General features: G+C 41.8%; 9 protein-coding genes. 5 read left to right on the top strand and 4 right to left on the bottom strand.

The features are described 5' to 3' along the window. Positions 1-16: 16 nt before the first annotated feature. Genes VXM68_RS10540 through VXM68_RS10525 form a run of 4 tightly spaced genes read right to left on the bottom strand, consistent with a single transcriptional unit; the run spans position 17 to position 6928 of the window. Entirely contained in the window at positions 17-787 is a 771-nt protein-coding gene (locus VXM68_RS10540) for a hypothetical protein (RefSeq protein ID WP_367211211.1), read from the bottom strand. After that, complete coding sequence (locus VXM68_RS10535) at positions 784-3537, bottom strand: sugar-binding domain-containing protein (protein ID WP_367211210.1); 2754 nt, start codon at positions 3535-3537, stop codon at positions 784-786. Before VXM68_RS10535 ends, VXM68_RS10540 begins: the two co-directional genes overlap by 4 nt. 36 nt (positions 3538-3573) lie before the next feature. Continuing rightward, positions 3574-5364, bottom strand: coding sequence for a glycoside hydrolase family 2 protein (locus VXM68_RS10530; RefSeq protein WP_367211209.1), 1791 nt, complete (start codon positions 5362-5364; stop codon positions 3574-3576). Positions 5365-5398: 34 nt separating this feature from the next. Further along, positions 5399-6928: a DUF4832 domain-containing protein gene (locus tag VXM68_RS10525; protein ID WP_367211208.1), complete on the bottom strand. Its 1530-nt coding sequence runs from the start codon at positions 6926-6928 to the stop codon at positions 5399-5401. A 482-nt stretch (positions 6929-7410) separates the two neighbouring features. Here VXM68_RS10525 and VXM68_RS10520 point away from each other — a divergent pair, with 482 nt between their 5' ends. From VXM68_RS10520 to VXM68_RS10500, 5 genes are read left to right on the top strand one after another with little or no spacing between them, the layout of a single operon-like run. Continuing rightward, positions 7411-10620, top strand: a complete 3210-nt coding sequence (locus VXM68_RS10520) for a TonB-dependent receptor (protein WP_293955694.1) — start codon at positions 7411-7413, stop codon at positions 10618-10620. Positions 10621-10642: 22 nt separating this feature from the next. Next, positions 10643-12571: a RagB/SusD family nutrient uptake outer membrane protein gene (locus tag VXM68_RS10515; protein ID WP_312332161.1), complete on the top strand. Its 1929-nt coding sequence runs from the start codon at positions 10643-10645 to the stop codon at positions 12569-12571. Between the two features lie 34 nt (positions 12572-12605). Beyond that, entirely contained in the window at positions 12606-13802 is a 1197-nt protein-coding gene (locus VXM68_RS10510) for a DUF5000 domain-containing lipoprotein (protein ID WP_294347519.1), read from the top strand. A 30-nt stretch (positions 13803-13832) separates the two neighbouring features. Next, complete coding sequence (locus VXM68_RS10505) at positions 13833-15068, top strand: DUF4998 domain-containing protein (RefSeq protein WP_367211207.1); 1236 nt, start codon at positions 13833-13835, stop codon at positions 15066-15068. A gap of 9 nt (positions 15069-15077) precedes the next feature. Beyond that, positions 15078-16301, top strand: a complete 1224-nt coding sequence (locus tag VXM68_RS10500) for a hypothetical protein (RefSeq protein ID WP_312363592.1) — start codon at positions 15078-15080, stop codon at positions 16299-16301. The last annotated feature ends 32 nt before the right edge of the window (positions 16302-16333 follow it).

The raw sequence follows: 16333 nt of genomic DNA, 5'->3' as shown, positions 1-16333 counted from the left end.
ATCAAAAAACGCCAATCTACTTAAAAACAGGAGTAGGTGACAAATTTATCTTCGTTTGTTGCTTGTTTTTTAGTTCGAATATCACCAGTTCATTGTGGTCGGGTAATAAATAATCTGACGGGATTAACAATGATTGTTGTTTTTCTTCTTCCCAATAAGACCCTAAATATTTTTGATTTATCCAAACTTCTCCCATCCCCCACCCTGTCATATTAAGATACTTACTTTGTGACGGATTAATTTCGAACTGACCTTGGTAAAAACCGGGGCCACTAGGGGGTGCACTTCGTTCAAAAATCAGATTTTTAAGTGGATAATTACGTGCATCCAAGGGGATCATTTTCCAGTTATGCAGTTCGTTTCCAGCTAAAGTAACCGCACCAAACACCCCCTTTGAATTGTCTGTAATTTCTGGCCCATAGGTGATTCGCCCGATATTCTCCACATAAAATTGAAGTATATGTGTGCCCGAACCCGTTTTAATCATCAGTTTTTTATCTTGATCCGTCAGAGTTCCCTGTAACATGCCGTCCACATAGACCACCGCATAATCGCGTACATTTTCTAATGCTAGTTCTTCACTTTCGGCATCCGTAGTAATCTCGGTCTGATAAAGCACATAGCCAAATTCGACGTTCAAATCGTTAAAAGATAACGGACTTTCAGCCTCGACGGTTTTTTTATAGATCTGTGATACTCCGGCTTTCCATTCTACCATCACTTCCTGTGCCTTTAAGGATTGCCCTAACAAAAACGCTGTTAGCGTCCAGATAAATGCTCTTATCATCGTTTAACTCTTCTATATTTTATTAAAAATGATTGAATAAAAGTCTCATCCACGGCAACTTGTGGCGAGAATTTCGCACTTTTAACATAGTTATCCATACTGTACAACAATTGTTGGGTGGCCGGGCGATTATCCATATCGGTCTTTGTATCTAATGCCATTACCAGAAGTTTTCCGCCGTTCAGTTGGGCTTCGAAACCTATACCTAATTTTTGGTTGTTATCATAGCTGTCAATGACCTGTATAAACGGACGAAGTTGTTGTGGGGCATCTTGCATTTCAATTACTTTTGCATGATTAAGGATATCCCACCATTGCCAATCAGTATGGTATGAAGTAAGGAAATCTTTAAACATGCCCTGTTGATGATGGACCAGGTTGCCGATCGTCATTGGTGCCCAAGCAAACATAATAGGGTTCCAAAAATGATTATGAAATAGTGATTTTCGACCTTTTATTTTGTCTGGCGAAGCATAGAGAACCACCGTTTTTCCCTGAGCCAGCTGGCTTTTTGCAACATCATCATAGACATCGGTGTACAAAACCTTATCTGTAGACTGCATCAGATTTTGATGTTTGGGATATACCCAAATGTCCCAGCTATTTTTAATGGAATCATTAACAGCAAGATGAACCGTAACCTTTTGGCTGCGGATATTTTTAAGGGAAATCTCAAATTCACCCACCGGCGACACATTTTGATTGGCAATGGTTTGCTTTTTAAGCGTACCCTTTTGCAATACACTGCCTGCGGTATCCGTCAACCACCATTTAATCTTGGCATTTTCGAGAACGGAATTGCTAAAATTATAAACTTCCGCTTTCCCTTTAAATGTTTCTGTATTGAAGAAACTGCTTTTTTCGTACCGCAGTAGAGCAACAGTGGGCGCGCAAAACTCTCGGAATTTATCGGCGGTAACCAGTCCCTTTGAGTCCCAGAAGGGATCAAAAATACCAACTGGAGCGTAACCCTGCCCTGGAAAATCGTTCATCGACAAGAGCTGGAAACCAGCAGATTTACCCGAGCGCAATAAGGCTTCGATAACGGCTTTGTATTCCAGTACCGTCAGAGCACCAGATGCCCTAAAGAAATCTTTTGCCTGATCCAACATACCATTCTTTTGCAATAGGTCTCGAAAAACCTCAAAATTTCGCGCCTCCACGGGGCTGTTTGCATATTTCTTTATCTCATCAAAATTTGGGTAGATACATCGTTGTCCCGACTCGTGCGAGATCACAGGCACATCTACATCAGATTCCATATTCTTATCCCAGTCGGTGCCGGGTAGCCCCTCATAAACCTTCACCGCACCTTTGTTGGTTTGTTGGGATACGTAATATTGATCTGACTTAACCCGTGTTCGCGCAGTAGAACCACTATACAAATGGCGGGGATCAGCTTTTCTACCTTCGGCAGTTAATTCCTCAATAAAGTCGAAATTGCCTGTAATTTCATTGCCATTGCAGTAAAGAACAAAAGAAGGGTGATTGCCATATTCTTTTAAAATAGCTTTAATTTCCCGGCGGAAAAAGTTATATCTTGCCTCGTCCGGTTCGGCATCTTTGCCCCACATAGGCATTTCCACCTCAAAATATATTCCATGTTTGTCTGCCATGCGAAAGGCAGCAGCCGGGGGACACCAAGAATGGAAACGTAAATGGTTCATGCCGTAGTCCTTCATCAGCATCATAATTCTTTCCCAAGAGCCATCATCAAGCGGAGCATGTCCTGTTTTTGGAAAAACCGCATTTTCTACATTACCTCGTAAATGTATCGGATGATTATTGAGCAGTATATGATTTTTTCCCTGCTTTACTTCGCGCATACCAAAGGTGGTCGATTTCTCATGCGTATAGCTATTGTTACCATCGGAAGTATTCAACTGGCAGCTAATCCGATAGAGATTTGGGTTAAACTCATCCCACAGTTTAATGCGTTTACCTAAGGGAATATTGGCCTCTACAATATTTACCGAATCAGTACTTACGATGGCAATTTGATGCTTGAGGCTGTAGTCTGTTCCGGAGATAGCAAAAGATACCTTACCATTTACCTGCTTTTTAATCGTATTATTTACCTTTAACTTTACTTTTATAGACTGATCGGCTATGTTGGGATATACCTGAAAATCGTCGATGTAGACCGGATCTAAGGCCAGCAGTTTCATATCCCCCAAGATGCCGTTCCAGTTAATTTGCGTAAATTCTGTATGTGCATGATTCCATTTGTGCGTATTGTACTGAAATCGATTATCAATACAAATGGTAATGCGGTGCTTCTTTCCCGGTTTTAAAAATGCACTCAAATCGTGGTTGTGTGGCACGCTGACATAATCGATGCTGCTAACTTCTTTGGTGTCTACAAAAATCGAACTCAACCAATGGGTACGTTCAAAATATAGAAATATTTTTTTTCCTTTCCAGTCAGCAGGGATTTCGATATCACGTTGGTACCATGCCGGACCCATGTATTCATATTTTCGGGTCAGACGGTCAATATATTTATAGGGAGTTTGATACCCTATATGATAATCATCTGTAATACCCGGTAGTTTAATCGTTCCTTGTAATACGTGATTATACCGAGGCGACAGCGAGCCCCTACGAAAATCCATCACATCAGTCTGAAAACCCCAAGTACCAGATAAATCGACAGCATCTTGCGCTTGCAATAACGTTGTCTGCATTAAAAGCCACAATAAGCATATCAGTTCGATGTATTTGAATAAACCTTTTTTGTATGTATTCATTTTGTGCTTTACTCTTTTCTCTGCTTTCATTCATTTCTATAAATTATTCTCATAATATTCCTTTATAAGATACCATGCTTTCTTTCGATAACCTTGATCCGAAACTAACCCTTTTCGATTCCATCCCCCTTGGTTAGTCGGATGAAAACGGAAAGGCGAACGGAAATCAAATAACAACCAAGGTGAGATTCCGCGTAGGTTCGGGATATGCTTAAACATTTGCAAGTTGTCTTTGTATAAAGTTGCTTGGTAATCTTCACTCCATGAACTTGCAACATCCTTTTCGCCCGCTTTTCCATAAAGGGCCTCCCCGCCGAATTCAGAGATAATCAAAGGCTGCCCTTTTGCCACATCCCATACAGCTTTATCAGGGGAAATCGGCCAATGGTGGTACCAGCCTAAATATTTATTAACCGCTACCACATCCAGCTCTTTAATGAAAGGATCGTCCATGACAAAAATTTCTTTTTCTTTATTAAAACGAACCAGGTCAAAAGCAGCCGTAATAAGTCGTGTTGTGTCCATGTCTCGGCATGTTGCAATCAAGTGCCTGATGAAAGCATTTCTTGGCTGCGAAGGCTGGGTTTCGTTAGCTACCCCCCAAAAGGTAAGTGCGCAACGGTTTTTATCACGCGCGATCATTTCACGCATCATTTTAACCGCTTTTTTCTTGGTCGATTCATTTTCAAAATCGATCCCCTGCCAAATGGGAATTTCTTCCCACAACATGAAACCCATTTTTTCTGCCATTCGCACGATATATTCATTTTGTGGATAATGTGCCAAGCGAATCATGTTACAGCCCAAAGCCTTAGCTTCCGAAAGCAACATCAACGCGTCTGACTGCGAAAAAGCACGGCCTTCACGCTGAGGTATTTCCTCATGAAATGAAATCGACTTCAGAAAAATAGGTTGGCCATTCAGCAAAATATCTTCCCCCTTCACCCCAATATTACGAAAGCCGATCTCCTCCTCTATTTTGTCAGTTTGGGTAGATATCTTGACATGATATAATTTTGGTGCAGCTGGCGACCAACGTTTGATTTTTGTTGATGTAAAAGACGTTTCTACTTCTCCGAAAGCATTCGTCTCAAGGGTTTGTCTTAGTTGTAATTCTGGCATTTCGATGGTTACGGAAGAATTGGCCAACTTTTCTGAAAGTTTTACCTGAGCATTGATTTTATCGCCTCTGTTCTTGTCCAATTGGATAAAATAATCGTCAATAAAAACTTTCGGTGTGCTGACCAGAAAAACATCACGGGTAATGCCGCCGTAGTTCCACCAATCAAACGCCATTGCTGGAATGGCATCTATTCGACGGGTATTATTGACCTCAACGACCAAAAAATTATTATTTTCTTTAACAGCATCTGTTATTTCAACCTGAAACGGAGTAAAGCCTCCTTCATGTTGTCCGATCTCTTTGCCATTGAGATAAATACGACAACGGTAACTTACAGCAGCAAAATATAAAAACAGCCTTTCTCCGCTTACTTTCACTGCATCGAACTTACGGCCATACCAAATGGTACCTTCATAGTATTTAAGTTCAGGCATCTGGCTGTTCCAATCCGAAGGCACGTTTAAACGAATACCATTTTCGAAAGCATATTCGTAGAAATCAGTCTTGTTTTCCGGTTTCTTATTGAGATAGATTTTGTTTTTCCTACCCTGGTCATATAAATCGACAATGGCATCCCACTTACCATTTAATAATTGTACACGCCTACCATACACATTAGTCATATTTTGCTGAGCAACAAGATGAAATGCTAACAGATTAAAAAATAGAGACAATACCAAAGATAGATTGATCAGCTTTACCATAATAGATGTTATTTTTTTATAGAATCTTCTTTTTCTATTTTACCCGTATAACCGACAGTTTGGTCCAGCCCTGCGGAGTTAACTCTTCATTGAGTGCGAGTTGAATTGCTGGTTTACTATCTTTTGTCGTATCTACAATGGCGACAGCCCAGCTATAAATTCCGGCAGGTAGATCTATTTTTGCTTTTAGGTTGTAATTCACACCAGCACCTTTCAACCATACAGACGGTTCGCTTTGATGATCAATAAAAATCTTCTTCACATGCCCGCTCGCATCTAACAACGCAAAAGCTACTTTATATTTATAGTTCCACTGTGGAATATTATTTGGTAGGTAACCCCAGCCCATATTTTGCCAACGATGGGAAATTAAGGCTGCAGCACCAGAACGGATATCTTGCGGCAATTTGATCTGGTCCGGATAGACACGATATCCTCCCTCTACAGTAAATCGTTGAACCAGATCAAAGGACTTAAACCAAGACTCCGTTTCCCCGCCCGCTCTAAAATCCATCATATTCACATGCGCTTCAGCCGACAAATCAAACTCTCCCTTCCTTACATCCTCGTCGTGCCCTTCTCTATATTTTCCACTGGGATCTGTCCAATAACGATGCTTCCCCGGAGCAATAATCCAGCCGCCCTCCATAATGATGGGGCGTTTGAAATTCCATTTCTTGGCAAAATTCTTTTCCCATCCCTGATAATAACCTGTCATACCAAAAGCATCTTGGCGCAGACTATAGCCTTTATCAATGGCTTTCTTCAATAAGCGTTCGCTGTTTGGATTTACAGCTCCCCAACTTTCGGGATGCCCTACCAAACGATGGTAGTTAATAACTAAAGGAACTTTGGTGAAGGCTTTAGCATACAAGTTGGTTACCCAATCCAAGGTCTCCTCCTTTATTTTTTCAGTACTTTCGGGAGTTGCTGTTTTAGGATCTTCATAAACTACATAATGTGCCTCGCCCCATTTTCCCAAGCCATACGCATCAATAAATGACGTTTTTTCAGAATCATTAAATTCTTGAGCTAAGGCGCTTATAAATTTGCTATAATACTTTCTAAATACCGCATCCTGCGGATAGGGAGTTTGCCTATCTGGATGGTTTTCATTTTCCAGATAATATTTAGCGCCTTGATCAAAAACAAATTTCGGTGTATTTTGACCTTGGTCGCGACCATCAACAACAATGCGGAGTGCGATGGGCAACCCTCTCTTTTGAGCGCCTTTCAGAAGCTTCCCAATTTTGGACTTTGGATCATTCCAGGCATAAACACCGTCACTGGGATTCAGCGATGACCAACTTGTGCGTACATAACATGCCGAGGCATAATCAATGACTTTTACTTTCTTACCCAAGGCTGGCACAAAATATTCGATATCCCAATACGTATCATCTGCATTGCGCGGCGCATACATTACCCATCCATTTAAAGGATTGCGCAAGACTGATTGACCATCGTACTTTGGCTTTAATAGGATATACGCTGAATTGTTTGAATTGCTTTCACTTTTTTGAGAGAAGCCAGACAAAGCGGATGTACAAAATAAGAGTGACAAAATACTTATTATACCATGAAAGATTATTTTTCTGTTTATCATTTCGTATCAGAATATATTATGATGTGTATTGGTTATTGGTTACTGTATTCCCCCATTTCCGCAGCCCACTACTGCAGTTTATAACTTATTGGGCTGATTTAATGATTTATTGAGGTACGGTACAAAAATAGCCATAGTGGATTGACAGGAGGGTACTGAATCGTTCAGAAATGGTTCATTTTTGTACAAAAAAGGCTCTAATTTTCTCATATGACACAGCCGCCAATGAAATTAAACGAAGATCATTAGTCCCTGATATTTTTATACGTTGAACACTTTAGAAAATTCGCTGAATATCTTAAAGATAAGTTTCGGCAGAAAAACATGGGGAAAAAGACGATTTCACCCCCTTCTTTTGCTGTAAATCCCCTCGAATTATACAGTCCATTGTGACGATAATTGTATCAACATAACTCAATTTATAACCAAAATTCTTATTAATGAAAAGATGGAAGAAGATTAAATCTCGTCTGGGAATTTTTATGTTTCTAATGACGGCAACTTGTTGTGCAGCCCTTGCTCAACAAGTTCGGGTACAAGGAAAGGTCTCCTCAGAAAATGACGGCACAGCCTTATCAGGCGTCACAGTAAGTGTTTTGGGGGGCACTCTTCGCGTATCCACGGACGGAAATGGTCGATATGTACTAAATGCCAGCAAAACGGCAACATTAGTATTTAGTAGTGTCGGCTATGCCCGCCAAGAAATTTCCTTGATCGGAAAAAAAATAGATGCCAATAACACCATCACCTTAGATGCTCAAATCAAACTAAATGAAAATGTTATTGATGATGTTGTTGTTACGGGTTTTGGACAACGTGAAAAAAGAGCTTCTGTTGTCGGCTCCGTAACCACCATTAACCCAAAGGAATTAAAAGGACCAACAAGCAACCTGACAACGATGCTTGCGGGAAGGGTTGCTGGTATGATTGCCTTTCAACGCAGCGGTGAGCCTGGATCTGATAATGCGAATTTCTTTATTCGGGGACTTGGAAGTTTTGGTACCGGAAAACAAGACCCATTGATTCTCATCGATAACATCGAATCTTCACCGACCGATATGGCCCGCTTACAGCCCGATGATATTGCGAGCTTTTCTGTGCTTCGCGATGCCAATGCGGCCGCCATGTATGGTGCCCGGGGTGCAAACGGCGTCGTTCTGATCACCACAAAACTGGGTAAAGAAGGGGCTACAAAATTTGAATTCCGCACCGAAAGTAATATTTCTACGAATACGCGCAATTTTAAATTTGCGGATAACATCCGCTATATGGAAATGGCCAACGAGGCTTATCTAACTCGTCCGGCTGATGCCGCCAGCGGACAGGGACTTCCCTATTGGCAGAACAAAATTGATCATACACGAGCCGGAGACAATCCGCTACTGTATCCAAATAACAATTGGATTGACCAACTCATAAAAGACTACACCTTAAACCAACGCAACAACTTAAATATCAGCGGCGGTGGAGCAAAAGCCAAATACTATCTGTCGGGCACCTATAATATCGATAACGGTATTTTAAAGATGAACGGAATCAACAATTTCAATAACAATATCAAGTTAAAAAATTACTCCGTCCGTTCAAATGTTGATATCAACTTTACCCCTACAACGACGGGTATAGTACGTGTATATGCCCAGTTTGACGATTACAATGGACCAATCGGCAGCACAGACGAAAATGGAAGCCGCATCAATGGTGGAGCTGCGACCTTCAGACGCGCCATCTGGTCGAATCCGGTCATGTTCCCGGCGATCTATCCGTCTTCGTATATGCCTTACATGAATCATCCTTTGTTTGGTAATGCACTCAATAGAAATGGTGGTTTATTTGTGAATCCGTATGCTGAAATGGTCCGTGGTTATCAAGAATTTAATACGTCTACGATCATGCCACAGATTCAAATTAATCAAAATCTGAATGCATTGATTCCAGGTTTGAGCCTTACAGCCATGACTTACCTAAAACGCTATGCCTATTTTGAAGTAAATCGCAAATATAACCCTTTCTATTACACCGCATCAGCTGATGCCTATGGCGATTTAAGCCTGCGCGTCATGAACGATGGGTCACTGGGATCGATCGGTACGGTCGGTACCGAATACCTCGATTATTCGGAATCTGCAAAAGAAGTCAACTCGATGTTTTACGCACATGCAATTGCGAGCTATAATCATGCTTTTGGGAAGCATAATGTAGGGGCCACAGTCATCGGATTAGTTCAGAATTCATTGAGTGGGAATGCCGGGAATTTGCAATTGTCTCTACCTTCACGCAATATCGGTCTTTCTGGTCGCTTTTCTTACAATTTCGATGATCGTTATATTGCCGAATTCAACTTTGGTTACAATGGTTCAGAACGCTTTGCCAAAAATCGTCGCTTAGGTTTTTTTCCTTCCTTTGGGCTTAGTTACAATATATCTAACGAAGCATTTTTTGAACCTGTCAAAGACGTCATCTCAAAACTAAAAATTCGAGCGACGCATGGTTTTGCCGGTAACGACCAGATAGGCCGTTCGCAAGATCGCTTTTTCTATTTATCTGATGTAAATATGAACGATTTTCCGATCGGATTTGGTGAGCTTTCGGGCTATAACAGACCGACCATTGCCATTCGTCGTTATGCCAATCAGGATATCACTTGGGAACGATCGCGGCAGACAAACTTAGGACTTGAACTAGGCCTCTTTAAAGATTTCGAATTAAATGTAGATGTGTACAAACAAATACGTAGCAACATTCTCACCGGTCGATCTTATATACCAAGTACCATGGGACTTCGTGCTCCTATTGTTGCCAATACCAATAAAGCAGAAAGTAAAGGGGTAGATCTTACGCTAAATTATAACAAGAATTTCGGCGACAGCTGGTATATTCAGGGCCGGGGAACGATGACCTACGCCGTGAGCAAAAAATTGATCGTGGATGAACCTGCTTACAAAGAGGCTAGCCGCTATACGGTAGGAACTTCAGCGTCCCAAGAGTTTGGTTACATCGCTGAAAGACTATTTGTGGATGACCAAGAAGTACTGAATTCTCCTGTACAGTTCGGAAAACCAGGGTTGGATTATCTTGGCGGCGATATCAAATACCGTGACGTCAATGGCGATGGACAGATTACAGATCTAGATCGTGTCGCGATTGGTTACCCAACAACACCTGAAATGATCTATGGATTTGGTGGTACTGTGGGTGGGAAAGGCTTAGACTTTAGCTTTTACTTTCAAGGTTCTGCACGCTCCTCTTTTTTCATAAATTCTGAGAATATCTCTCCTTTCTATTTAAATGGTGGTTCACAAAATGGGCTTTTACAGGTCATTGCTGATAGCTATTGGAGTGAGGAAAATCGTAATCTTTATGCCTTTTGGCCTCGCCTAAGTGAAAACATTATTGCAAATAATAATCAGAGAAGTACCTGGTGGATGCGCAGTGGAGCTTTCTTGAGATTGAAAACGGTTGAAGTCGGCTATACTTTCAAAGAAAGTTTGATGAAACGTATCAGAGCAAAAAACCTACGGGTTTATGCCAATGGAATGAATTTATTTGCCTTAAGCTCCTTTAAGATGTGGGATGTCGAAATGGGAGGAAAAGGAATAGGCTATCCGATTCAGTCCGTTTACAACATTGGTTTACAACTGGGCTTTTAATGTTAACTACAACCGAGAAATAATGAAAAATAAAAATATGAAAAAGACAGCCACCTATATCGCATGCCTCTTGTTTAGTGCTTTTGGTGTTTCTGCCTGCAAAGATTATATCGACGTCGTTCCGGATAATGTGGCGACAATTGACAACGCCTTTTCCCTGCGAAATGAAGCTGAGAAATTTCTCTTCACTTGTTATAGATGGTTACCAAATAATTCGGATGCTCAAAGCAACATAGGATTTCTCGCTGGCGACGAAGTCTGGCTACCTGTCGCCCAACGTGAAATCTATCCGGCTAACAACTGGCGAATCGCCCGCGGCGGACAAAATGTGAATCAACCGCTAGTAGACTCTTGGAGAGGTGGCTTATGGATCGCTATCCGAGATTGTAATATCTTTTTGGAAAATGTTTCTGATCTATCTAAAGTACCTGATCTCTCCGTTGATGATCGTTCGCGATGGATTGGAGAGGTATTGTTTCTAAAAGCGTATTACCATTATTTATTATTGCGCCAATATGGCCCAATTCCTGTGGTTGAAAATAATATATCACTTGATGCAAACCAGTCAGCTGTACGCGTAGAACAACGTCCTGTGGATGAGGTTGTCAATTATATCGTTACTTTGTTAGATTCCGCAGCGCAAAAAGCTGTTCCCTTAATTATTCCGAACAAAGCAGCAGAATTAGGCCGTGTGACAAAACCCATCATCCAGGCTGTAAAAGCTGAAGTATTGCTCACTGCGGCGAGCCCTTTATTCAATGGAAATACAGATTATCAGTCCATGCGCAATAGCAAAGGTGAACAGCTTTTCAATCCTTCCTACGATGCCTCAAAATGGACCAGGGCTGCTGAAGCCGCTAAAGCTGCAATTGAATCTGCCGATGCGGCGGGAATCCGTTTCTTCCCTTTCAATAAGGCTGAATATGGGCAGTTTAAGATGAGCGATGCAACAGCAAAGGTGCTAGGTATTAATTTAGCGTTCAATGAGCGCTGGTCTGCTGAACACATTTGGGCAAACCCGAATTATCAGGCATGGAATATACAGCGAGATGCGATGCCCCTGTTAACTCCAGAGGCAGTGGTCGGTACAGCAAGGCAGCACCTAAGCGCGCCGTTGAAAATTGCAGAAATGTTTTATACAAAAAATGGTGTACCCATCAACGAAGATAAAACATTAGACTTTAACGATAAGTCGACCTTACGTGTGGCCACCGCTGCAGATCGCTACTATATCAAAGAAGGATATACCACGGCACGTTTAAACTTCGACCGCGAACCACGCTTTTATGCTGACCTGGGTTTTGACGGGGGTATCTGGTTTAAGTTTGATACTAAAAGCCTCTCAGATGAAGATACCTATTATGTGCAGGCAAAGTTAAATCAGCCTGCCGGCGCAAATAATCATGGATGGATCAATGAAACTGGATATTTTCTTAAAAAATTAGTCAACTGGGAGCAAGCTTTCAGTAGCAATGGTGTCAGTTATAAATCCTACCCTTGGCCAGATATGCGCCTAAGCGATATTTATCTGATGTATGCTGAGGCGTTGAATGAAGCCAACGGTCCTTCAGCTGATGTTTACGCGTATTTAGACCGCATTCGTGAACGTGCAGGAATCCCGGGTGTATTATCTTCTTGGAGTCAATTTTCTTCAAACCCTGACAAGCCTACAACCAAAGAGGGGCTCCGCGAAATTATCCAACGGGAGCGCATGATCGAATTGGCCTTTGAAGGAAAACGTTATTGGGACTTAAGACGCTGGAAATTGGCCGTCAAATATTTCAATCAAAACATTACCGGATGGAGTGTAAACCAAGAGGTCAGCGCAGATTACTACCAGATAAGAACCTTATTTCAGCAGACATTTGTAGCGCCTAGAGATTATTTCTGGCCAATTGCTCAAGGCGAATTAACCGTAAATCCTTCATTGACACAAAGTCTTGGTTGGTAGCCCTTTTCAATTTTATCCTTAAAGTCACAACGAAATGAATATAAACAGAAAACTAATGCAGGCTATATTTTTCTTCTGCATCTTATTCCAAAACTGTAAAGAAGAAATTCAGGTTGCACCAGTCGTAAACAGCGCTGCACCAGGTCAAGTGAGTAACGTAAAGGTAGAAAACTTGGCTGGGGCCGCACGGATTACCTATACCTTACCAAAGGATCAGGATTTATTATATGTCAAAGCTGTATACCAATTAAAATCGGGCAAAGAAATGGAGGTAAAATCCTCCTACTACAACAACTCACTGTTGGTGGAAGGTTTTGCAGATACTAATCCGCATGCAATTAAACTCTATGCCGTAAATAGAAGTGAAGTCAGTTCGGAGCCGATCGAAGTCTCTGTAACCCCTTTAGAAAACCCCATCTGGAATACTTTCCGAAGTCTGGAGGCCATTCCAGCTTTTGGTGGCATTCGGATCACTGCCGAAAACGAGACCGAGAAAAATCTCACCGTAATGGTGATGGTCGATTCGTTGGGTGAATGGGTACCTTCTGTAGACAACATCTATACTTCCGCTAAACAGATTTCACGTACCATCCGTGGGTTTGCACCAAATCCCAAACAGTTTGCGATTACCGTGAGAGACAAGTACATGAATTTTACTGATACCCTGGTCACCACCTTGACACCCCTGTTTGAACAGGCCCTTCCAAAATCGAGGTATACCGCAGTTACATTACCAACGGATTCTAAACAACAATATTCTTCCACGGGACTTTCTAAAATGTGGGATGGGGACATTATTAACTGGCCCAACATATCGTTGACTGACGTCACTGTCAATGGTCCACAATGGGTCACATTTGATACCGGTAAGTTGGCCAAAATGAGCCGGATTGTGATCTGGGACTATCCTGAATATACCAACAGTGGCCGTATGTATTATTATGGCGGGAACGTGCGATTTTTTGAAATATGGGGTTCGGACAACCCGCCTTCAGACGGCAGCTGGAACAACTGGACCCGCTTGGGTACATTCGAAAGCAAAAAGCCCTCTGGATTACCCATGGGACAACAAACGGATGAAGATTATCAACTCGCCAATTCGGGTTTAAGCTTTGATTTTGATGTCAGTGCACCGAAGGTCCGCTATCTACGCATCAAAACCATTAAAAATTGGCAGGGATCGTCCTTTATGTCCATCGCCGAATTACAGGTTTATGGCGATCCACGTTAGTACAACTTGTTTATTATCAATTAGACTATTATGAAAGTAGCACATATTAAAACATTCTTTATCATGTCCTTGCTTAGCATGGCCATGCTTTCTTTCCTTTGCTGTTCAAAGAGTGATGATTATAAAAAGTACCTCGAAGGCGGTGAAATTTCCTACACCGGAAAAATTGATTCCGTAAAGGTGTTCTCGGGTAAAGAGCGCGTCTATATTACTGGATTATTTATGGCCGACCCCAAGGTGGAACGTCTCAAAATATACTGGGATAATCGGCAAGATTCGACTGAGTTAAAAATCAATCGTACGGCTGGTGTAGACACCTTAAAAATTTCACTGAAAATAAGTGAAGGAGTACATAATTTTGAACTTATCACCTACGATGCCCAAGGCAATAAATCGCTAAGCGTTTTTAAAACTGGCGTATCTTATGGCGAACGATTCAGCTCGGGACTTATCAACAGACCAATGTATGCTGTTGACTACTTTGCGGGCGATCAAAAAACCACCGTCAATTGGGGGGGAATCGATCTGACAAGTGGTGCTCAGTTTACCGAAGTGGAGTATACCAATACGTCAGGGAAATTGGTTGTTCAGAGAGACTCTATCAAGTTAGGTAAAAGTATTCTATCGGATTTTCTCCCTGGCAAACCACTACGCTACCGTACATTATTTGTCCCGGATTCCTTAAGTTTAGATACATTCTACACGAACTATTCCGCCAATATATCGCCCAAGGAGGTTTATCTAAAAAATATGAACTTTCCTTTCGAGACTTCTGCCATGGGCGGTGATCGCTGGGGCACTCCGGCGGTGTGGCTTGTCAATGATGCGGCAAAGAACTTCAAGACAGCAGATGGAAAATATTATGGCGGAATTGAGATTCGGGATAAAAAAGCCTGTTTATCTTTGGAAGCAGGTTGGTGGCAATGGGCCTCACCCTCACCCAACTTAGCGCCAATTGTAAATGGTAAAATTTATCAAACGACCAACCTACAGCCCGGAAAATATCGTTTTACAATCTCAAAGATTGACAAAGGCAGCGCCGGTGTCGTTCACCTCATCGCCGCAAAAGGCAATGCCTTGCCCGATCAATCCGCCTTGAATACAGCCTTGGGCTTTCAAACCCTATCTGGAAGCAGTGCAATATTCGAATTTAGCGTAACAGAAGCGGGACCTGTAACCTTAGGTTTTCTCGGAAACATGAATGGAACCGCATCAGACGGCTCTTATTTTAAAGTCTCTGGCAATATGATCTTTGAAAAATTATAACCAAAATAGATGAATAGATTAGTTTTTTATGTCTTTTTTACAGCCTGCACTTTAGCAGGCTGTAAAAAGGCTACTCCCGAAAGCAGTATAGTGACGCCTACAGAAAAAACAGACGATATCGCACTTGCTGAGCTTGGTAAATTATCCTTTTCCAATATCACGACTACAGGTGCAATGATTACAGGAAAGGTGCTAAGCAAAGGTGGTGCACTTGTTACCAGTCGTGGCATCTGCTGGAATAAAGAGCCGAATCCGACCATCGACAATAATCCGATGGAAGCAACTTCCAGTAAAGGTTCTGGTGAATTTAGTGTGGCACTAACAACCCTTGACCCCTCGCAAACATACTACATTAGACCTTACGCCAAAAATAAGGGCGGAATTGCTTATGGCGAACAACAGGTATTGACCACGGCCGATATACAATCGGTTACCTTTGGCACTAATCCGATCTTTATTGTCGGATCATCAATCGCATATTATGACGTGAATATTATCAGTAGCGGCGGTGGTGCTATTACGGAAAGAGGGATATGTTGGAGCCTACAGGAAAAACCGACTTTAAACGATCACAAAGTGACGAACGGTTCAAAAGGTACTGGAAAATTTAGAATAGGTATACTCAACCTTAATCCAAGCACAAACTATCATTTACGCGCTTATGCAATCAACGAAACCGGTGTGAGCTACGGTCCCGATATCGCATTCCATACAATTGCTAAGGGTAAGGTAACCTATACGTTTAATAAAGCCGATAATCCTACGGCGCAACAACTTGCTGCTTATCAACGATTGCAAGTTGCGCTCGACAGTGCAGTGTGGTATGTCAATAATTATACTTCTGCTACGAAACATATTTATCTCAACTACGATCCAGGCGTACCGACAGCCGACGCTAACAATGAGGGTTGGATGCGATTTGGTTCGGGTGAAGGATACCAAAATATCCGTACCATGTTGCATGAGATGAATCATACCTTGGGGACTGGAACGACAAGCTGGTGGTCGCAGGCGATTATAAATGGTAAATATAGTTTGGCAAACGCCAACAAAACGCTAAAAATGATTACTTTAGATGAATCAGCCGTTCTAAGTGGTGATAGCATGCATTGGTGGCCTTATGGTTTAAATCAAAATTCGGAAGTCAGTTCCAGTTGGGACTACGTCTACAACTGTCTGATTATAGAAGCTATGCGTAAAGACGGTATGACCAGTCACAGTGGGCCTTATTAATAGCAAGCTAGCTGTACAAAAAAGAGCAGAGA

The organism is Sphingobacterium sp. R2 (assembly GCF_040760075.1).
Lineage (GTDB): Bacteria > Bacteroidota > Bacteroidia > Sphingobacteriales > Sphingobacteriaceae > Sphingobacterium.
Note: the sequence above shows the minus strand (reverse complement) of the source record. Positions and strands in the feature narration are given on the sequence as shown.